A 21,357-nucleotide genomic window follows, 5' to 3' on the forward strand; every position below is an offset into this window, starting at 1 on the left:
ACATACTAATAATATCATAGCAAAGTTATTATGTAAACAATATATATTTGGTAATTAAATAGACCTCAGTCTGATAACAGCAAAATGCTGCACAGAATGAGGTCTTACTTGTTGGTAAGATTATTTTTTGTCAGATGTAAAGCAGTGTAAAACCAAATTCGCTGTCGCAGCATTGGTGGCAACAGGAATATTGTGAACATCGCATATGCGTAGAAGTGCTGTGATATCCGGTTCATGTGGCTGTGCTGTCAAAGGGTCGCGAAGAAAAATTACAGCATCTACCTTTTCACAGGCTATCTGGGCACCAATTTGTTGATCCCCGCCTAGAGGGCCTGAGAGATAAGTGGTGACATCAAGACCAGTATGTTCTTTGATAATTTTTCCTGTGGTAGCGGTAGCAATTATATGACAGTAGGAAAGGGACTCTTTGTTTTTCAAGACAAATGTCAACATTTCTTCTTTTTTGCGATCATGCGCAATGAGTGCGACAGTCTTTTTCATTAGGTTCACCTCTTAGCATTAGTCCATAGCCTTATGATACCATCAAAGTGAATGGCAATAAAGATTATGGATAAATATTTCTTGACTTTATCATTTCTAGTTGGTATTATATTCCACGAATACAGTATACAAAAAGACAACAGAAACTATCTTTAATAAGTGGAAGTGTGCCTAGGGTTCCGGCAGTTAGTACTGTGACTGGTCCAAGCGGCACAGGGCCTGGATGGGCCACACCGTGGGTAAAAAAAACCCTAGCGGAAAGTTCCTAACAAGGACTTTTTGTGGGGTTTTTCTTATTATCTAGGAGGAGTAAAACATGAATACATACTGGAACAAACCTGCGGAGACAATGGAACAAGAGGAGATGGCCGATTTACAGGCCGGACGCTTAAAGGAGATTGTTACTAGATTATACCGTCAGCAGCCATTTTATCGCTCCAGGATGCAAGCAGAGGGACTGTTGCCTGAAGATGTGGTAACATTATCGGATATTGGCAAGCTGCCATTTACAACAAAACAGGATATGCGTGATAACTATCCGTATGGCCTGTTTGCTGTTCCTATGTCTGAGATTGTCAGGATTCATGCCTCCAGCGGCACAACCGGCAGGCCCACTGTTGTCGGCTATACTAAGCGGGATATTGGCATTTGGTCAGAGGTAGCGGCCCGATCTTTAGTATCTGCAGGCCTTAGCAGGCAGTCGTGTATCCAGGTAGCTTATGGATATGGTCTGTTTACTGGCGGTTTAGGTATCCATTATGGTGCTGAGCTGCTGGGTGCTTCTGTAATTCCGATTTCAAGTGGTAATACGACCAGACAGATAATGCTAATGAAGGATTTTGGGACGACAGCCCTGGCATGTACGCCGTCGTATGCCCTATATATTGCAGAGACAATGCGCGAGATGGGTATTGACCCGCGAGAGACTGCGCTTAAAGTAGGAATCTTTGGGGCTGAACCCTGGTCAGAACGAATGCGTCTTGAAATCGAGGCGCAGCTTGGCATTAAAGCTATTGATATCTATGGTTTAAGCGAAATTATTGGTCCGGGTGTGGCGATTGAGTGCTGTGTACAGGACGGCCTGCATATCAGTGAGGATCACTTTTACCCTGAGATTATTAATCCCGTAACAGGTGAAGTGTTGCCTGATGGCGAAAAAGGTGAATTAGTGCTTACTACGCTCACTAAAGAGGGCATGCCAATGGTTCGTTACCGGACAAGGGATCTTACGGTCTTGTATCGCGAAAAATGCGCTTGTGGCCGTACGCTGGTCAGAATGAGCAAAGTACTTGGGCGTAGCGACGACATGTTGATCATTCGCGGGGTTAATGTATTCCCATCTCAGGTCGAGAGTGTGCTATTGGGTATGGGTGAAACGTCGCCTCACTATCAGTTGATTGTTGACCGTAAGGATAACCTTGACTATCTTACTGTGCTTGTTGAGGTGACAGATGAGATGTTTTCTGATGAGGTTCGCGGGTTAGAGGAATTAGAAGGCAGGATAAAGGCTGAATTGGCCAGTGTACTCAATGTTTCGGCCGCAGTGCGCCTTGTTGGTCCTAAAACCATTGAGCGGAGCGAGGGTAAAGCCAAGCGCGTTATTGATAAACGGAAACTTTAGATTTCTTTGTCCCACAGAGCTGAGGGCTTAATGGAGGTTAGCTGTCGGATAACCGGAAGATATAGGAGGTATAGCATGATTATTCATCAACTATCGGTATTTGTGGAAAACCAGGGAGGGAAACTGGCTGAAGTATTGGGTGTTTTAAAAGCGCACGAAATTAATATTCGGGCGATGGCTGTTGCGGATACTTCAGATTTTGGCATACTCCGGATTATTGTCAATGAACCGGAAAAGGTGCAGCATATATTACGGGGAGCCGGCTTCACCGTAAAAGTTACGCCAGTATTGACAATTCTGGTAACCGACCAACCCGGCAGCCTGTTTGAGCAGGTTGACAAACTGAGTGCAGCCGGTGTTAATGTTGAATATGTATATGCATTTGCTGCAACCTCGGCAGAAACTGCTCGTGTAGTGTTAAAAGTGGATAATTTGCCGTTAGCGGAGCGTTTGATTAACAGTGAGGGAAGATCTGCTGACCCTTACCAGGATGAGACTAGCGCAGCGCCTAATTTTTATTGGTAAACGGTATTTTTGTTTCACATTATGAAATATTTTGGAAACTTCTAAAGGCCTGCGATTTGCTCGGAGGTCTTTTTAAATTTACCGCGAACTTTTTGCATGTATAAACAACTAAGGAGGAGTAAGCATGCCACAAATCATAACACTTGGCGAAAGCATGGTCATGATGGTTGCTGACCAGAGTGATTCACTGCAGTTTGTTACAAGTTATTCGCGGAAAATTGCGGGAGCAGAATCTAATGTTGCTATTGGCCTGGCTCGGCTGGGACATGATGTCGGCTGGATCAGCGCCATTGGTGACGACCCATTTGGTACCTATATTCGTAACACCATTCGCGGCGAGGGAGTCGACACTTCCCGTGTGCAGATACTGCCCGAATATCCGACAGGCATGCTGATCAAAGAACGTAACGAAATTGGCGATCCTAAGGTGTTTTACTATCGCCGGGGTTCAGCAGCCAGTCATATTACCCCGGATATGGTAGACGAAAGTTATTTGGCTGATACTAAAATTCTACATGTCACCGGTATTTTTCCGGCACTAAGTGAAAATTGTCTGGAAACATTGTTTAAGGCGATCGCTATTGCAAAAAAACAAGGGGCCTTGATTACCTTTGACCCCAATATCAGATTAAAACTATGGACTAGGGAGCAGGCCAGAGCTACTTTGCTGCAACTGGCTAGCCTGTCTGATTTGATTATGCCTGGTCGTAAGGAAGCCGAATTATTGATTGGTACAGGTGATTGGGAGCAGGTAAAGGAATATTTTCATAATGCCGGTAACCGGTATATTGTTATGAAAGACGGGCCAGAAGGTGCTTTTTACTCACACCGTGAGGATGCTAAGGTTGTCGAAGAAGGATATGCCAAAGGGTTTCCGGTACGAAGAGTGGTAGACACGGTAGGTGCAGGTGATGGCTTTGCTGTTGGTGTATTGTCGGCATTGCTGGAGGGAGTCAGCTTGAAACAGTCGGTGGTTCGCGGCAATGCTATTGGTTCCCTGGCCGTTACTGTCCAAGGCGATGTGGAAGGCTATCCTACCAGGCGACAACTGGAAGAATATCTAGTTCAAGAGTAAGAGGTTTTTATTCAAAAAAACCTCTTGACAAAGTACAGTCGTGCTGGCATAATGTATACAAAGTTACATATTGCGTAAGGAAGTGCATCTAGGGTTCCGCTGTTAACAGGACTGGGCCGAGCGATGCAAAACACGGTAGCTACCGTGTTACACCGTGAGTATAAAAGGCTCTGCGGAAAGTTTCTTATTTTTTATAAGTAAAAACTCTTCGCAGAGCCTTAGTGTAACCTTTTGTAGTAAAATAATGTAAAAAGTAATGACTGGGATAAGACTCATTCTCCTGTTCAGAGAGCCGGTGGTTGGTGCGAACCGGTGCAGCGAATTGAGCTGATACTCACCCAGGAACTCTTTTGCCGATTGTATATTGTGTGCTAATACAGTGTGCTTTAAGCAAAAGCGACACCGGTCGTTAACCGGTAGCCATGAAGACCTCATGGCGAAATGAGCCCAAAGTAGGGTGGTACCGCGCGTTTAGGCGCCCCTATGACAGAGTTAAATCTGCCATAGGGGCGTTTTTATATTTCTTAAGAGTGAGTAGAACTTAGTGGAGGTGGTATTGTGCAGCCCAGCGTTCTTTCGGTATTAGTCCATAATCAGCCAGGTGTTTTGGTCAGAGTGGCTGGTATGGTTTCTAGACGGGGTTTTAACATCGACAGTCTGACTGTCGGTGTCACGCAAGACCCGGAGTTTTCCCGGATAACGGTAGCTGTCTGCGGCAATCAGGCATTTATTGATCAAGTGAAAAAGCAAATTGAGAAACTGGTTGAAGTGGTAGCTGTGCAGGTTTTGCCGTTGAATCACTCTGTGGTGCGGGGGTTAGCGCTCTTAAAAGTTAAAGCTGGTGATAATCGCTCTGAGATACTTAAACTGGCTGAGGTCTTCCGGGCCAATGTCGTGGACATTTCCGGCAGCACTGTTACGCTTGAGGTAACAGGTGAGGAGAGCAAGATTACTGCATTGACAGAACTATTGGCCCCTTACGGACTTTTGGAAACCATCCAAACCGGCCTTGTAGCGCTGGAACGGGGTGAAAATACAATTTATCAATATGAGGAGAGAGAAAATTATGAGCAAAATGTATTATGAACAAGACGCACGCTGGGAACTGATTCAAGGTAAAACGGTAGCTATTATTGGTTACGGTAGCCAGGGCCATGCTCATGCGCTAAACCTGAAAGACAGCGGTGTCAAGGTTATTGTAGGCCTTCATGAAGGCAGCAAATCTGCGGAAAAAGCTCGTGAAGACGGACTGACTGTTACCGATGTTGCTCAGGCAGTATCCTGTGCCGATATTACCATGATCCTTATTCCGGATGAAAAACAAGCTAAAGTCTACGCTGCTGAGATTGCCCCCAACCTAAAACCAGGATCAGCACTAGCTTTTGCCCATGGTTTTAATATTCACTTTAACCAGATTGTTCCCCCGGCTAATGTTGACGTGTTCATGGTGGCGCCTAAAGGCCCTGGCCACTTAGTGCGTCGGGTATTTACCGAAGGCAAAGGCGTACCCTGTCTTATGGCAGTATATCAGGATTTTAATGGCAGTACTCAAGATTTAGCATTGGCATACGCCAAAGGCATTGGCGGTGCCCGGGCCGGGGTACTTACAACGACCTTCAAGGATGAAACCGAGTCAGATCTTTTTGGTGAACAGGCCGTCCTCTGCGGCGGTGTAACAGAACTGATCAAAGCAGGTTTTGATACATTGGTAGAAGGTGGCTATGAACCCGAGCTGGCCTATTTCGAATGCTTGCATGAAATGAAACTTATTGTTGACCTAATGTATGAAGGCGGTATGGCAGCCATGCGCTACTCCATCAGTGACACCGCTGAATACGGTGATTATGTGACAGGTCAGCGGATTATTACTGAAGAAACACGTGCCGAAATGAGAAAAGTCTTATCCGAAATCCAAAATGGCACCTTCGCCCGCAACTGGATACTGGAAAACCAGGCAAATCGCCCTATGTTTAATGCTAAACGCCGCCAGGAAGCAGCCCATAAGATTGAAATTGTCGGTACTGAGCTGCGCGGCATGATGTCTTGGCTGAAAAAGTAATTAGCTGAGGTGTGTGAATAAACAAGGGACGGTTTCTATGACTTAGTTATTTCCCTGAACCAAATAAGTCAGGAACCGTCCCTTAATTCACCAGCAAGTGACTCAAGAGAACCGTCCCCGTGAGTCATATTTAGTGAAGGTGAGGTTATGACATGGAAATTCGGAGAATTCAAATATTTGACACTACCCTCCGTGATGGCGAGCAGACGCCAGGAGTCAGTCTGCAAACAGAAGAAAAGGTGGAAATTGCGCTAGCGCTGGCTAAGCTGCAGGTGGATGTCATCGAAGCCGGATTTCCGGTTGCCTCTCCTGGTGATTTTGAAGCTGTGAGCCAGATCGCCGCCAGGGTAAAAGGTCCGGTGATTGCTGCTTTGGCCCGCGCCAATGAAAAAGACATAGCCACTGCTTATCAGGCAGTTAAAGTGGCAGAAAGGCCACGGATACATACCTTTATTGCCACAAGTGATATTCATCTTGAACATAAACTAAAGATGACCCGATCCCAGCTTTTAGAACGTGTTGAACAGTCTGTGCGCTATGCGAAAAGCCTGACAGCAGATATTGAGTTTTCGGCTGAGGATGCATCACGCTCTGACCGGGATTTTCTGTGCCAGGTGTTTTCTAAGGCAATTGAGGCTGGCGCTACTGTCATTAATGTGCCGGATACTGTGGGCTACACAACACCGGAGGAGTTTGGTGCACTTATTACTTATATCCGTGAGCATGTACCCAACATCAGTCAGGCTACGATCAGTGTACATTGTCATGACGATTTAGGTATGGCGGTAGCCAATTCGCTGGCTGCTGTGGCAGCCGGTGCCGAGCAGGTGGAATGTACTATTAACGGCCTGGGTGAACGGGCAGGCAATGCTGCGCTGGAAGAAGTGGTGATGGCAATCAATACCCGACGTGAGTATTATCGCGCCATATCCAATATTAAGACACAGCAGATTTACCGGACATCCCGCCTTGTTAGCACCCTGACCGGCATTGCAGTACCGCCGAATAAAGCAGTAGTCGGGGACAACGCCTTTGCCCATGAATCAGGTATTCACCAGCATGGCGTTCTTAATAATCCGCTGACCTATGAGATTATCAGCCCGGAAACGGTGGGTGTCAGCCGCAATGCTATTGTACTCGGAAAACATTCAGGCCGTCATGCATTTGAAGAACGCCTTAAACATTTGGGTTATGAAATCGATGCTGATACCATTAACAACCTGTTCATTAAGTTCAAGGAGCTGGCTGACCGTAAGAAAATGGTATTTGATAAGGATATTGAAGCACTTATTGTGGAGAAAGCAACAGTACGGCCAGAATGGTATACACTGGCTTATCATCATGTGGTTAGCGGTAATCAGACATTGGCCACTGCGTCAGTGCAGCTTAAGACAAGTGCGGGAATATGTGAAGCGGCCAGTTGTGGTGATGGTCCGGTAGATGCGGCATTTAAGGCGATTGAACAGGCTGTTGGTTTTGCCGTTGGCCTCCGTGACTACCAGCTGAAAGCAGTAACGGCCGGTGAAGATGCCCTTGGTGAGTCTACGGTATGGATTGAGCGTGACGGCCGTACCTTCAGCGGCCGGGGGTTGTCCACAGACGTTATTGAAGCAAGTGCCAAAGCGTATGTTAATGCAATAAATAAAATGCTGGCAGTATGCGGGTTTCCCGTAATCGAGCAGGCTGCAGGGAGGTAAAACTATGGCTAGACCTATGACGATGACCGAGAAAATATTTGCTGCACATGCCGGTCTGGAGGAGGTTTCTCCAGGCCAGCTTATCAGAGCCAGGCTGGATCTGGTGCTGGGTAATGACATCACAGCGCCACCGGCCATTAAAGAATTTGAGCAGATCAGTGATAAAGTATTTGACAAAGATAGGATTGCGTTAGTGCCTGATCACTTTACGCCGAATAAGGACATTAAATCAGCCGAAATGGCCAAAACAATGCGGGAATTTGCCAGAAAGCATAATATTACTCACTATTTTGAAGTAGGGCGCATGGGTATTGAGCATGTACTGCTGCCCGAGCAGGGACTTGTAGCTCCCGGTGAGGTGATTATCGGCGCAGACTCCCACACCTGTACCTATGGGGCTGTCGGTGCTTTTGCGACCGGCGTTGGTTCGACCGACATGGCCTGTGCTATGGCAACCGGTGAAACATGGTTTAAAGTCCCGGCCAGCATCAAGGTTGAACTGACAGGCAAGCTGCCGAAGTGGGTATCAGGTAAAGATGTCATACTAAAGCTTATCGGCATGATTGGTGTTGACGGTGCACGTTATCAGTCGCTTGAATTTGCGGGTGAAGGTGTAGCAGCCCTCACGATGACAGATCGTTTGACGATTGCCAACATGGCAATTGAGGCTGGCGGTAAAAACGGTATATTCCCTGTGGATGCAGTTACCGAGAAGTATTTATCCGGACGGGTTAAGCGGGCGTACACACCAGTGGCGGCTGACCCTGATGCTGAGTATGTACGGACAGTTGCGATTAATCTAAATCAGCTCACGCCGGTGGTCGCGCTGCCGCATCTTCCGGAAAATGTGCGCCCTGTTAGCGATATCGAGCCCACACCCATCAACCAGGTAATTATCGGTTCCTGTACTAATGGGCGTATTGAAGATTTAGAGCAGGCTGCTGTGATATTGAGCGGGCGCCGGGTTCACGAGGATGTCCGGGCAATTATTATCCCCGGCAGCCAGGCCGTATATCTCGAAGCCATAAAACTGGGATATGTCGAGACCTTTGTCAAGGCCGGGGCAGTCGTTAGTACGCCAACCTGTGGCCCCTGTCTGGGAGGACATATGGGTATCCTGGCCAAAGGCGAACGGGCGGTGGCGACAACTAATCGGAATTTCCGTGGACGGATGGGGCATGTTGACAGTGAAGTATATCTGGCCAGCCCGGCGGTGGCGGCGGCAAGCGCAGTATTAGGGCGAGTTGCCGGGCCTGAGGAGGTAGTATAATGCAGTTTTCAGGAAAAGTGTGGCGTTATGGCGATAATGTTGATACCGATGTCATTATCCCAGCCCGCTATTTAAATACAGCAAATATGCAGGAACTAGCCGTGCACGCCATGGAAGACATTGACCCTTCCTTTGCCGGTAAGGTACAGCAGGGGGATATCATTGTGGCTGGCAAAAATTTTGGCTGTGGTTCATCGCGGGAACATGCCCCAGGCGCTTTGAAAGCGGCAGGGATTGCCTGTGTGGTAGCCGAAAGCTTCGCCCGGATCTTTTACCGTAATGCGATTAACATTGGCCTGCCTCTGATCGAGCTAGGTGAAGGTGATATTAATATTAAAGCCGGCGATACCCTGACAGTAGATTTGGACGGCGGAACAGCTCAGAACCTGGCAACCGGCGAAGAATTTATTGTGCCTGCTCTGCCTGGCTTTATTCAGGAGATTGCTCAGGCCGGGGGCTTGGTTAATTACACCCGCCAAGTGCTTGCTGCCAAGGAGGGTAAATCATGAGTAGTAAAAATATTGTCGTTATTCCCGGCGATGGAATTGGGGCTGAGATCACAACTGCTGCACTGAGTGTGGCGCAGGCGGCAGCCGATAAATGCCATATTAGCTTTACCTACGAGACAAAGCAAGCAGGCGGGGCCGCCATTGATGCGTATGGCGTCCCACTGCCTGAAGATACTATCACGGCGTGCCGCCGGGCTGACGGTGTGCTTTTGGGCGCTGTCGGCGGTCCTAAATGGGATAACGTCGCACCTGAGCTAAGAGCCGAGAAAGCCATTTTGGGACTGCGCAAAGAACTGGGATTATACGCAAATTTACGACCGATCAAAGTTTTCCCTGCCCTGGCCGGGCAGTCGCCGCTTAAACCGGAGATTGTCAGTTCGGTGGATATCCTGATTGTCAGGGAGCTTAATGGCGGTATCTACTATGGTGCCCGCCAGGAGGCTACCGTGATTAACGGGGTTGAACAGGCATGTGACAACGAAATCTATAGTCGGCCTGAGGTTGAACGGATTGTCCGTCTGGCCTGCCGGGCGGCTATCGGCCGCAAAGGTAAGCTGATGTCAGTCGATAAGGCTAATGTGTTAGCCACCTCCCGTTTGTGGCGCAAAGTGGCTGCTGAGGTAGTACAGGACTTTGAGCAGGTTCAACTAAACCATATGTATGTTGATAACTGTGCAATGCAGTTGGTATTGAATCCAGGTAGTTTTGATGTAATTGTCACCAGCAATCTATTTGGTGATATTCTTAGCGATGAGGCAGCCGTATTGTCAGGTTCGATTGGTTTGTTGCCATCTGCTAGTTTAGGCGACGGTACCGGGCTTTATGAGCCAATTCATGGTTCGGCACCGGATATAGCCGGTCAGGGGCTTGCTAACCCGTTGGGAACAATATTGTCAGCCGCGATGCTGTTTAGGTATTCGCTTAGCAGTGAGCAAGCAGCAGCTATGATTGACCAAGCTGTTGAACAGGTTTTGAACGACGGTTATCGCACAGCCGATATTTACCAGCCAGGTTTTACAAAAGTGTCGACCGAAGAGATGGGGCGGCAAGTAATCGCCAGATTGAGGTGATCAACTATGCTTATGACTGGTGCGCAAGCTATTGTTGAGTGCCTGAGAAAGCAGGGGGTAGACACGGTATTTGGGTATCCGGGCGGAACAATTCTGCCGTTGTATGATGCGTTGTACGGTTCGCCTGTTCGTCATGTACTAACCGTGCATGAACAGGGCGCTGCCCATGCCGCTGATGGCTATGCCAGAGCCAGTGGCAGGGTGGGGGTATGTATTGCTACATCTGGCCCGGGGGCTACAAATCTGGTTACCGGTTTGGCGGCTGCCTTTATGGATTCAGTGCCGGTAGTGGCTATTACCGGTCAAGTGCAAACAAACCTGATTGGCAGAGATGCTTTCCAGGAAATTGATATTACCGGGATTACGATGCCAATTACCAAGCACAACTTCCTGGTTAAGGATATCGGTAAGCTTCCGGAAACCCTGCGGCGGGCGTTCAACATAGCCCAGTCGGGGCGGCCTGGCCCGGTGCTTGTTGATATACCGCGTGATATCCAGACCAATAAGCATGATTTTACCGACCTTGACGCTGAGTATCCCCGGCAGCTTCTTGTTAGGCAATCGCCTGACTTGGCGGCACTGCTCGCTAAAGCGGCAGCCGCCATTAGCGCTGCCGAGCGTCCGGTCATTATTGCCGGCGGCGGCTGTATTAGTGCCAATGCCGGCCCGGCTCTGATCAGGTTTTCTGAGGAGTGCCGTTTACCGGTGGTGACTACTCTAATGGGGATCGGCGCAATGCCCGGCAATCACCCCAATCTTTTGGGGATGACCGGACTGCATGGGCTTAAGCTGGCCAATCATGCCGTGCATGCCGCAGATGTGCTTATTGTCACCGGCAGCAGGTTTAATGACCGGGTAACAGGTGACCGCGCCCGCTATGCAGATGGTAAGATTATTATTCATATTGATATTGATCCGGCCGAGGTACACAAAAATGTCGATGCGGCTGTGCCGTTAGTTGGCGAGATGAATAATATTCTCAACGAGCTTACGCAGACTGTACAGCCAGGTGACTTATCAGGCTGGTGGGAAACGATCACAGATTGGCAGGCGCTATATAACGCGACTACTGACAGCCAAAATCTTTCGGCCCCCTGGGTCATGAGTGAACTGAATCGCCAGCTTACTGGTAAGGAGGTTATTTATGTTACCGATGTTGGCCAGCATCAGATGTGGGCGGCGCAGCACCTTGTTGTAAACAGCCCACGCTGTTTTCTGACCTCAGGCGGTTTGGGTGCAATGGGGTTTGGCTTGCCGGCAGCCCTGGGGGCACAGCTCTCACGGCCCGATAAGCGGGTTGTTCATATTGTTGGTGACGGTGCCCTCAAAATGACAGGCTGTGAACTGTACACTGTTTCCGCAGAGGGACTGTCGATTATCTCGATTGTTGTTAACAACAATAGTCTGGGTATGGTCAGGCAGTTGCAGCATTGTTTTTTCAATAAACGCTATTCGGCTTCGCTTTTACCTGCCCCGATGGATTTTACCGCGTTTGCCAGTGCTTTTGGCATTCCCGCGACTGTAACGAACAGCCAGGAAGAATTTAGCCAGGCGTTTGCCGCAGCATGGGAACGGCAGGGCCCATCGATGATTATCGCCAATATTGCTACAGATGACCTAGTTTCACCCATGATTGCTCCGGGTGGTGCAATGGATGCATACGTTGATGTAAAATAGTTTTTCTATGGTGAAGTCTATAAAAGAGAGTACTATTATATTTAAAACCGGTTATGGTTCCTGTAAAGATAATTTGGGGAAATCATAGCCGGTTATTTTTGTTTGCAGTAATATTAGTTGCTTAGTTCGTGAATAATATCGTGTCTTAATGTTAGTGACGCGGCATAAAGTTATTAAAAGGGTGATACTCATTTATAATTAGAAAACCTTCACCTGCAACAGGCGTCCTTAGGGGCGTTTTTTATTGAGCATAAAGGGTTCAGTAAAGACAAACAGTAATTGCAGTGGTATCATATAGATACGACTGCAATTGTTTTATGAAAGGGGATTGTATGAATTCAACTGTTGTCCGGGCTGAGAATCTTGGAAAAACATATGGTAACTTTCGGGCACTTAAAGGGATCTCCTTTACCATAGAAACTGGTCAGTGTTTTGGCTTCTTGGGGCATAACGGCGCCGGTAAGACAACCACAATGCGAATGATGTACGGCATGTCTACTGTTGAAGAAGGCGGACTATGGTTGTTTGAACAGCCTATCAGGCTGACGCCGCCGGCGATTAAAGGCAGATTGGGGGTTGTGCCGCAGGAGGATAACCTTGATGATGATCTGACAGTTATTGAGAATTTAGAGGTATATGGTGTAATTTATGGTTTAAACCGCGTCGAGGCCAGGTTGCGCGGCAGGGAGTTGCTCGGCTTTATGGGATTGGAGGACAAAGAAAAAAGCTCTATCGAGAGTTTATCAGGCGGGCTTAAACGGCGTTTAGTGATTGCCAGGGCCCTCATGAACAGACCGGAGATTGTCATCTTAGATGAGCCAACGACCGGACTTGATCCACAGGCCCGGCATCTGGTGTGGCAAAAACTGAGGAGTCTCAAAGCCGAAGGGGTTACCCTAATCCTGACGACTCACTATATGGAAGAGGCAGTGCAGTTATGTGATCAAATAGTAATTATGCATGAAGGCATTATTCTTGACAAAGGCAGCCCGCATGACTTAATTGAACGCTGTGTCCTCCCCTTCGTGGTTGAAGTACACCTGCCGCTGGCTCAAGTGCCTGACGGTCTGGAGGCTAAAGTAACCGCCTGGGGTGGAGAGGCAATCACGGTGGTTGACGGTCTCTTCTTGTATGCCGCCGATGGCGAAGCGCTATGGCATTGTTTAGAGGGGTGGGGGCTACATAAGCAGGCCTGTCTTTTGCGCCCTGCTAATCTTGAAGATGTGTTTTTAAAACTTACCGGCAAGGGGAAAGAAGAGTAATGGCGATGCTGAGGATTTTCGCCCGCCATATGGCGGTATTCCGTAAGATCTGGTTTGGAAATATTATGTTTAATTTTATTGAGCCGTTGCTGTACCTTACCGCTATGGGCTATGGTCTGGGAACGTTTGTCCAGGATATCAATGGTTTATCTTATATTCAGTACATCGCACCAGGTATGGTAGCCTCGTCGGCAATGTTTGCTGCCTCTTTTGAGTGTACATACGGTAGTTTTATCAGACTCCATTATCAAAAGACCTTTCAGGCCATGTTGGCCGGTCCGGTTACTGTACGGGACATTGTGGCCGGTGACATTATGTACGCTACCTTTAAAAGTACACTATTTGGCTTGGTGATCCTGACTGTAATTACGGTCCTTGGTCAGGTCCAGTCCTGGTGGGCGCTTTTAATTCCGCTGTTTCTCATTATTCCAGGTCTGACGTTTTCGCTTTTAGCGATATGCTATACAGGCATAACTGACAATATTGACAAATTCAATTACTATGTCACCTTGTTTTTAACACCCTCTTATTTATTTTCCGGCGTTTTTTTTCCAATTAACTCTATGCCGGCCTGGGCACAGCTGCTTGCCTGGTTTAACCCAATCTATCATAGTGTTGAGGTGTGCAGGGCCATGGCGTTAGGAAACATCAACCCCGGCCTGCTGGTGCATGCCGGGGTGTTGTTGGCGGTTGCTATTGTATTTATGCCGCTCTCAGTTAGATTGTTGACCAAGCGACTGATCCTGTAAAATGTGAGTTGGCTGCTGCTATACCTTAAATCTCTCCACTGTGCCGCGCAGGTGGTTAGCCATGGCACTCATCTCTTCGGCACTGGCGGCGATTGTCTCCATCGTGGCAGTTGTTTCTTCTGTTGAGGCTGAAACCGCTTCAGCATTTGTAGCTGTTGTTTCAATACCGGAAGCAACTGTATTAATCAGTTTAATGATTTTATCTGAGGTTGCAACCTCATCGGCTGTAATATTGCCAATGCTATCAATGTCATTGACTGTGCTGTTGACTGCAGTTAGAATATTATTCAGGGCTTCACCGGCATGGTTGACTGCTGACACCCCATATTCGACTTCAGCACGACTATGTTGGGTTGCAGCAACAGCAGCAGACGTACTCTCAGCAATTTTCTTAACAAGCTCGGCTACCTCGCTGGCACCATGGTTAGACTGTTCTGCCAGTTTGCGAACCTCTTCGGCGACTACGGCAAAGCCGCGTCCTGCTTCACCGGCCCGGGCTGCTTCAATGGCGGCATTTAAAGCCAAAAGATTTGTCTGGCTGGCAATCGTAGTTATCGTATCAGTCAGCAGGCCGATTTGTTCGGAATATCTGCTTAACACTGCAATCTGTTCTTCTGTTTCGACAGTCTTTTCTTTTATCCCTGACATCCGGGTAACCGCTTCAGCTACCGTCCCGGAACCAGCAGTGGCAGTTTTCAAGGTGATTTTGGAATTTCTAACAGAGGATTCGGCTAGCTTTCTGGCAATTTGAATCATCGATGATAATTCGAGCAGTACCTTGGAGGTGTCCACTACAGCCTTGTTGCCGGATTCGGCTTCCTGAGCCACTTCGTGTACATTACGCGCCACCTCGGTGGCTGTTGATGATACCTCTTGACTGGAGGCTGCCAGTTGTTCTGACGCAGCCGCCAGTTCAATAGCAGCCTGACGAACGGTGCTGACAATTTTGCGCTGATCATCAATCATGGTATTAAAGGCCTGCGTCAGATGACCAATCTCGTCAGCGGAGTCTACATGCTCCTGCACTGTCAGGTTACCATGCCCAACTTCGACTGTCAGTGCCTGCAGGCGCTTAATCGGATTAACTATCAGCCTTGAAAAGAACAACCCGAAAGACAAGGCCAGAATAATTGCGGTGATAACCGACACCAGAATTGTTGTTGCGGCAATTGTAGAATCCCGGTGGCCTTGCTCGTTTGCTGCAGCAGCCTTTGTATCGCTGTAATCAGCCAACTCTCTGAGTAGCACATTGGTGATATCTAAGTACTTTAATGCATTTTGTTCATAGTTTTCATACGCGGGTTGCTTTTGTCCGGCCATAACCATATCAAGACTTTTATTGCGGGCAATGCGATAGGCGTTCAAGGCTTCTTTAAGTTTGGTTAGCCGCTCTTGTTCATAAGTATCAAGTGGGGTTTTTTCATAGATAGTCATAAGTTCGTTAAATTCGGTAACCTGATTAGTAATTTCAGAGCTAAGATGATTTTCACGGGCTTTGCCGATATTGGGTAGAAACAATTCGACAATATTTGCTTCAATGGCCCGGGAGTGGGCGCTCATGGCATTTAAATATTTTACTGGCAGTAATCTGTTTGCATACATATTATCTAAGCTGTCACTAAGTTTAGCAGTAAAGTAATACCCAACATAGCCGACACAAGTCAAAAAGATAGTGACTAGCAATACTAGACCAATTATTTTTTTGGCAGTTGCGAGATTTCTAATAAACTGCATAATAACCCTCCATGCTCTTCATTGCTATATACTATGTGAAAAAACTAGGCGCTGTGATATTTTTGACTATTTTCGACATACTTGTATATATTTCCTTTAAAATATGTTGGATTATTTGGAAATAATAACCGCCAGACTGCAACGGCAGTCTGGCGGTTATGTAAATAGCCCCGGCGCAGCCGGGGTATGGATTTAACGGGGGACAAGGTGTTTTGCTCGTTTAAGCCTGTCAATCTTGGGAAGGGTGTCTGAGATGAAGGTAACCCGCCCACAGGTGCGGCAATGGGTTTGTACCGTACATAGTATGGTTTAGATCTGTCTCTGGGCACCCGGTAATGGCGTGATAGAACCAGCGTGTAATAGACATTGTCTCACCCCTTCTATAATAATATTCTTATTGTACCTTGCCGGGGGACTGATCGCAACAGGCGTGGTTAGCCATAAAAGGAAGCGGTGGGGTGCCCAGGTTTATTCTATGCTTAGACATCGCCCAATCGCACAATTTGACCGTATAAGTTACTGCTTTCAATATCTGCCTATAAAATTGGATATTTATATCAGCTTGCGATAAGAACGGAAAATAGGAAGGTGAATCGATGAAGGCTGACAATCGCCATATTGCAACAGTTACTTTAGTCGGGGCAGCAATTGGTTTTATCCTGAGCTACCCTTATCAGCATACCTTCTGGGGGGCAATGTTAACAAGTGGCTTTAGCGCCGCTATGGTCGGCGGTTTGGCGGACTGGTATGCTGTAACGGCTTTGTTCAGAAAGCCGTTACAGATCCCCTACCGTACCGCGATTATCCCGCGAAACCGTGAACGTATTTTTAAAGCAATTATTATTATGGTGGAGGAAGAACTTTTAACTGCCGATAATATTAGAGAAACACTACGCCAGGCCGGGTTAGCCAGGCTGGTTATTAAATATGCCGGACAGGCTGAAGTCAGGCAACAGCTGCATACTTTGGCAAGAGGCTTTATCCTGAGTGCCAGTGGCGCTATGGATGCCGGTAAAGTATCGGCTACGATTGATCTATTGCTAAAAGAGCACGAAGGTGAGGTAAAAATTGCGCCACTGGCCGGCCAGGCTCTTGACTGGTCGTTGACAAGCGGTTTTGTTGATGAATTAATCGATTTTACAATTACGGAAATTAAACAAATGACCCGTGAAAAGTACATGACAGACATTATTGCTGCTATGTATAGCAGCGCCCTTAAGGACTATGCTGCCAGGATGAACCAACGCAAATTGGCGGGATGGATATTAGAAAATCTATTAAGTCTCAACCCGGTCACTGTTGCCGGTATGATCCAGGAGCAACTGGCAGGTTTGTTGGAAGGTATGTATAGCCGCGACAATCACCTGCGTCAGCGCTTGCGTGGTTGGCTTGTTAGTCTTGCCGGCGATTTGCAAACTGATGCTTTGCTCGGACAACAGGCAGAGGAAAAATTAAGGCCTATAGCAGTAAAACTGGCTGCGCGATTGGCTGAGCATCAGGCTGATGAACCGGAAATGGCTGCAGGCTGGTCTAAGTGGTTGATCAGGCAGGCGGCAAAGCTTGCCGATGACGCTGACAGGCAAGCTAAGTTTGATATGTTGCTGGTTGACTGGTTGGTTAGATGGGTAAATAAAAATCAGGGTGAGATAGGTGGCCTTGTCGCCAGTTACCTGGAAGGTTTTAGCGATGCAGAGCTTGTGGACTATATTGAATCAAAGGTTATGAACGATTTGCAGATGATAAGAATTAATGGCTCTATTGTTGGCGGTTTGGTCGGTATCGTGTTATTTCTTATTATCTCGGTAGTTGGGGTGAGACAATGAGGGCTGTCAGAGGGCGGGCCAACCATGCGCTGGCAGCAGCAGCCGGTTTATTTGTGGTCGCTCTGGTGTTAACCGTCGTTTATCCGGGTACATGGTGGCCTAAGGCGCTATTAACTGTGGCTGAAGCCAGTTTAGCAGGTGGTGTAGCTGATTGGTTTGCTGTAACTGCATTATTTCGCCGGCCACTGGGATTTCCTTATCACACTGCACTTATTCCGCGAAACCGTGAACGGCTTATTGAAGGTTTAGCAAACGCTGTGGAAAAAGACTTTCTTAGTAAGGAGTCGATAAATGTACGATTTATTGAGGCTGCCATTATAAAACAAGTGATAGCCCAGACAGGGACCATCAGCCTTAGGCCGTTTATCAGGCAAGCAACAGATAAACTGATTGATGGGCTGGTACAGTCAGCTAATACGGATGTTGCCGCAAAGTATGCCGAGAGGGTGATTAAGCTTGTTCTAAAGCATCAGTCAGTTGCCGGGTATGCGGAAGATGCAGTCTGTTGGTTTTTGGAGCAAGGCAAGGGGCGGCAACTATATATAGCGATTATTGGCGAAATCGCCACACTGGTGCGGACGGAGAAAACCCGTGACACTATTTTCAGCTATTTGGAACAGGTCAAAGAAAAAACAGCTAAAAAAAACTGGCTGTCTGCTATGGTTACAGGATTTATGGAAAGTATTGATGGGATCAATCTGTCAGATGCCGCTGATGCACTACACCAGGAGCTCATTAAAACTGTTGATGAACTCTACGATGAAGAGCATCCTGTACGGCATTGGTTTGAAGATCAGCTCGCAGTGCTAACCGTAAAGCTGGAGACCCCTGAATGGGAAATGGCCATTAATGGCTGGAAAGACAGCTTGATTACGCGCATTTCCCTCACTGAACCGCTTACGGCGTTAATCCAGATTGTGGTCAATGCACTTGGGCAACCATCAGATTATCGTCATTATGTGGCAGAGTGGCTTGCTGACCAGATCGAAGGCGGTTGGGACCAGTTTAAGCAGAGCCCTGTAATGCAGAATCAGGCTGAGGCCTATATTAAGGTATTTCTTAATAAGATGATCGATAATGAACATCATCTTGTGGGGACAGTAGCCAGACGGGCTTTGCAGAAGTTGTCTGATCAAGATCTTAATCGCTTTATTGAAGACAAAGCCGGCGAAGACCTGGAATGGATTCGGATTAATGGTGTCCTTGTTGGCGGGCTGGCTGGGTTGGGGCTTGCGGTCTTTAAGGCACTATTATAGAATAAAATACATGAAATAACCCCGGCAGTCATAAATTGCCGGGGTTATTTTTCTTACAGTCGCATAGCTGCTTCGGCGGCTAACGGGGAGCGCTCACATTCCTCTGGCAGCATAGTAATCTGATAACAAAGCTTTGAGCCGATCATTTTCTCGCCGGCATAACACAGCCCATTTGACTGACTGTCTAAGAGCGGATTATCTATTTGCGCCGGGTCGCCCAGCAGAATTACTTTTGTTCCCTGGCCTGACCTGGTTAAAACCGCTTTGGCCTGGCGGGGGGTAGAGTTTTGCATTTCGTCAAACATGACCCAGTACCGTTGGAGTGAACGCCCCCGCTGATAGGCCAGGGCCTCAGTCTGAATAATACCCTTTTCAAACATCATACTTACGGTATCTTCAGCTTGCGCAACATCTTTGTCATCGGTTAATGAATTGCCGGACATTAAGGTAAAGAGGTTATCTTTAATTGACCGCATATAGGGTTCTAACTTCTCTGCCTCAGTTCCCGGGAGATAACCAAGACCTTCATCAAGCATGCAGTGAGGCCGGCAGATCAAAATATGATGGTATTCCCTAGGGCGGCAGTCCATGTGCTTATAAAGGCCTACGGCCAAAGAGTAAAAGGTTTTGGCTGTTCCGGCAGGGCCTTTGATAATTACAAGCGGTGCTTCTTCAGCACTCATCATAAGACATTCCTGCATAAATATTTGTCCAACATTTCTGGGGATTACGCCAAAAGGATTGCGGCTCCGGTATCTGAGCTGAACGACTTTTTGTCCGTCAAACCGTCCAAGCGCGGTATGCCGGTCATTATCAGATGATTTTATTAGCAGAAATTGATTGGTAATAAACTGGGCAGGAGCCATTATCCCTGCATTTTCATCATAGGAGAAAAGCTTTGCCGGGTCCAGCCAGTTAACATCATCGCGATAAAAATCATTAATAATCTGACTGGTGGTGTATACTGTCTGCCGGCCGGTGTATTGCTGGTCAATTGTTGCGACTTTGTCATTGCGAAAATCCTCAGCCGGGATTTCAAGTATAGCTGCCTTGACCCGCATATTGGTGTCACGGCTTACCAGAATTGCCTGATGGCCGGTTTCCATTAGTCCTTTACATATCTGGAGAATCCGGTTATCGCCCTTTTCTTTGTCCCAGTGAACCGGCATTTCGGTACAGGTATGGTTGGCCTCAAGCCGCAGTATACCGCCAAACTCGTTAAGTGTAACACCCTCTAACAAATTGCCTTGTAACCGGAACTTATCTATCAGTCTGCTGACGTGACGGCTATGGGCACCACGTTCACTGCTTTCCTTTTTAAAGCGGTCCAGTTCCTCAATCACAACCTCCGGGAGTACGATCATATGCTCATTGAAGGCGAATAAGGCATTAGGAGAATGAAGCAAAACATTTGTATCAAGTACATAACATTTTGACATTGACTATGGCCCCCTCAAGTATGACGTAATGATATGGTATAAAAGCAATCCCCTTTCTTTCTCATCTATACATAACTAAGGTCTCGGCATTTTTGTTTCTCGGTGTCTATATTAAATTGTACTGGTGGTTAGGTCTGAGTATGTTAGTAATTTGTTAATTAGGTGTTAAATTCTAACCAGTGTCTTAGTCTGCACCACCTAGCGGCATGGGGCATATATTACAAAGAATTTAGTACTATTAAAAAAGGCATCCCCTGCTGACGATAAGTAAGAAAGACTAAGGCTCTAAAGCGTTCTGAAGGACGATTTGGCAAAAGCCAAGTCTTTTCTTATATTGTATGAGTGCCGGGGAGGGAAGGTAACCTGATTAGATGAGGTGGCGAAGATGAAAGCGGTTGGTTTGATTGGCGTGGGGCGCATGGGTAAGGTACTTTCTAGCAAGTTAGCTGGTCATGTCAATCTTAAAATTTTTGACCGCGATGAGAAAAGGCTGCAGTCAGTCGCTCAGGAATTGGGTGTTACAACAGCCGCAAACCTTGAAGAGTTAGCCGACTGGGGCACGATTATCCTGGTCGTTCCTGACCGGGAAGTCATTAGTTTAATTAAAGACTTTAATCAGTTGGCACGGCCAATCAACATGATCAATGTGGCTACTAATGTGGACAAAGATGTACTGGCGGTAACTGCTTCTCCTCATCTTAGATGTATTGGGGCTAAATTTGTTGCCCAGGCGAGGGAGATGGCACAGGGAGCTGAGCCAATTATTATTGTGGATGAGCAGCCGGCGGACCTTGCCGCGCTGGCCCAGGAGATATTAGCACCGTTAGGAAAAATTATCTTTGGTCAGGCTGACTGTGTTACGTATATCAATACGCAGGCTGCTGAACAAGCGCTGACGGCCGCGGTCTTAATTGAAGAGATCCTGAGTCGCCAACCCTACGCGACCAGTGATGTAATTAAAAGTGCCATACGCCAGGTGGCTGCCGGGATAATGAAGGCTTATGCCGACGATGATCTTGGCCCGTTTGCCCGTGAGGTTGTTCGGGCAGTAAAGTCAAAGTTAGGCAAGTAATAAAAATAGGAGAGCTAT

The 21,357-nt window shown here is 47.3% G+C and carries 18 protein-coding genes and 1 other annotated feature; of the genes, 15 read left to right on the forward strand and 3 right to left on the reverse strand.

Annotated elements, in window-relative coordinates; genetic code table 11:
* Window positions 1–120 precede the first annotated feature (120 nt).
* Entirely contained in the window at window positions 121–501 is a 381-nt protein-coding gene (locus VN379_RS14450; RefSeq protein ID WP_325535030.1) for a methylglyoxal synthase, read from the reverse strand.
* Between the two features lie 316 nt (window positions 502–817).
* Here VN379_RS14450 and VN379_RS14455 point away from each other — a divergent pair, with 316 nt between their 5' ends.
* The 12 genes from VN379_RS14455 (at window position 818) to VN379_RS14510 (ending at window position 14,015) form a co-directional block, all read left to right on the forward strand.
* Window positions 818–2,122 carry a phenylacetate--CoA ligase gene (locus tag VN379_RS14455; protein WP_325535032.1) on the forward strand — a complete coding sequence of 435 codons (1,305 nt, stop codon included), beginning with the start codon at window positions 818–820 and terminating at the stop codon, window positions 2,120–2,122.
* A 75-nt stretch (window positions 2,123–2,197) separates the two neighbouring features.
* The gene (locus VN379_RS14460) at window positions 2,198–2,647 is read left to right on the forward strand and encodes an amino acid-binding protein (RefSeq protein ID WP_325535034.1); all 450 of its coding nucleotides are present in this window, start codon (window positions 2,198–2,200) and stop codon (window positions 2,645–2,647) included.
* A gap of 124 nt (window positions 2,648–2,771) precedes the next feature.
* The gene (locus VN379_RS14465; RefSeq protein WP_325535036.1) at window positions 2,772–3,722 is read left to right on the forward strand and encodes a sugar kinase; all 951 of its coding nucleotides are present in this window, start codon (window positions 2,772–2,774) and stop codon (window positions 3,720–3,722) included.
* Window positions 3,723–3,969: 247 nt separating this feature from the next.
* Window positions 3,970–4,208 (forward strand) — a binding site (T-box leader).
* 69 nt (window positions 4,209–4,277) lie between these two features.
* Window positions 4,278–4,808 carry an acetolactate synthase small subunit gene (ilvN, locus tag VN379_RS14470; protein ID WP_414714999.1) on the forward strand — a complete coding sequence of 177 codons (531 nt, stop codon included), beginning with the start codon at window positions 4,278–4,280 and terminating at the stop codon, window positions 4,806–4,808.
* Window positions 4,789–5,781: a ketol-acid reductoisomerase gene (ilvC, locus tag VN379_RS14475; RefSeq protein ID WP_325535040.1), complete on the forward strand. Its 993-nt coding sequence runs from the start codon at window positions 4,789–4,791 to the stop codon at window positions 5,779–5,781. The genes ilvN and ilvC overlap by 20 nt, the downstream gene beginning before the upstream one ends.
* 152 nt (window positions 5,782–5,933) lie before the next feature.
* Entirely contained in the window at window positions 5,934–7,478 is a 1,545-nt protein-coding gene (locus tag VN379_RS14480; protein WP_325535042.1) for a 2-isopropylmalate synthase, read from the forward strand.
* Window positions 7,479–7,482: 4 nt separating this feature from the next.
* Window positions 7,483–8,748, forward strand: coding sequence for a 3-isopropylmalate dehydratase large subunit (gene leuC / locus VN379_RS14485; RefSeq protein WP_325535044.1), 1,266 nt, complete (start codon window positions 7,483–7,485; stop codon window positions 8,746–8,748).
* The gene (gene leuD / locus VN379_RS14490) at window positions 8,748–9,257 is read left to right on the forward strand and encodes a 3-isopropylmalate dehydratase small subunit (RefSeq protein ID WP_325535046.1); all 510 of its coding nucleotides are present in this window, start codon (window positions 8,748–8,750) and stop codon (window positions 9,255–9,257) included. Before leuC ends, leuD begins: the two co-directional genes overlap by 1 nt.
* Window positions 9,254–10,327, forward strand: a complete 1,074-nt coding sequence (gene leuB / locus VN379_RS14495) for a 3-isopropylmalate dehydrogenase (RefSeq protein WP_325535048.1) — start codon at window positions 9,254–9,256, stop codon at window positions 10,325–10,327. Before leuD ends, leuB begins: the two co-directional genes overlap by 4 nt.
* Before the next feature lie 12 nt (window positions 10,328–10,339).
* A complete protein-coding gene (gene ilvB / locus VN379_RS14500) occupies window positions 10,340–12,004 on the forward strand; it encodes a biosynthetic-type acetolactate synthase large subunit (RefSeq protein ID WP_414715000.1) in 1,665 nt (554 codons plus the stop codon).
* 332 nt (window positions 12,005–12,336) lie between these two features.
* Window positions 12,337–13,266, forward strand: coding sequence for an ABC transporter ATP-binding protein (locus tag VN379_RS14505; protein ID WP_325535052.1), 930 nt, complete (start codon window positions 12,337–12,339; stop codon window positions 13,264–13,266).
* Window positions 13,266–14,015 (forward strand): ABC transporter permease, encoded by a 750-nt coding sequence (locus VN379_RS14510; RefSeq protein ID WP_325535054.1) that lies wholly within the window; start codon window positions 13,266–13,268, stop codon window positions 14,013–14,015. Before VN379_RS14505 ends, VN379_RS14510 begins: the two co-directional genes overlap by 1 nt.
* Window positions 14,016–14,033: 18 nt before the next feature.
* Here VN379_RS14510 and VN379_RS14515 read toward each other — a convergent pair whose 3' ends face one another.
* Complete coding sequence (locus VN379_RS14515; RefSeq protein ID WP_325535056.1) at window positions 14,034–15,749, reverse strand: methyl-accepting chemotaxis protein; 1,716 nt, start codon at window positions 15,747–15,749, stop codon at window positions 14,034–14,036.
* A gap of 596 nt (window positions 15,750–16,345) precedes the next feature.
* Here VN379_RS14515 and VN379_RS14520 point away from each other — a divergent pair.
* Both VN379_RS14520 and VN379_RS14525 read left to right on the forward strand, forming a co-directional pair.
* A complete protein-coding gene (locus VN379_RS14520) occupies window positions 16,346–17,572 on the forward strand; it encodes a DUF445 domain-containing protein (RefSeq protein ID WP_325535058.1) in 1,227 nt (408 codons plus the stop codon).
* Window positions 17,569–18,828 carry a DUF445 domain-containing protein gene (locus tag VN379_RS14525; RefSeq protein ID WP_325535060.1) on the forward strand — a complete coding sequence of 420 codons (1,260 nt, stop codon included), beginning with the start codon at window positions 17,569–17,571 and terminating at the stop codon, window positions 18,826–18,828. The genes VN379_RS14520 and VN379_RS14525 overlap by 4 nt, the downstream gene beginning before the upstream one ends.
* Before the next feature lie 53 nt (window positions 18,829–18,881).
* Here the strand turns inward: VN379_RS14525 and VN379_RS14530 are convergent, their stop codons facing one another.
* Window positions 18,882–20,267 (reverse strand): PhoH family protein, encoded by a 1,386-nt coding sequence (locus VN379_RS14530; RefSeq protein ID WP_325535062.1) that lies wholly within the window; start codon window positions 20,265–20,267, stop codon window positions 18,882–18,884.
* Window positions 20,268–20,652: 385 nt separating this feature from the next.
* Here VN379_RS14530 and VN379_RS14535 point away from each other — a divergent pair, with 385 nt between their 5' ends.
* Window positions 20,653–21,339, forward strand: coding sequence for an NAD(P)-binding domain-containing protein (locus VN379_RS14535; protein ID WP_325535064.1), 687 nt, complete (start codon window positions 20,653–20,655; stop codon window positions 21,337–21,339).
* Window positions 21,340–21,357 lie beyond the last annotated feature (18 nt).

Source organism: Sporomusa sp., from assembly GCF_035561255.1.
In the GTDB taxonomy this organism is placed as follows: domain Bacteria; phylum Bacillota; class Negativicutes; order Sporomusales; family Sporomusaceae; genus Sporomusa.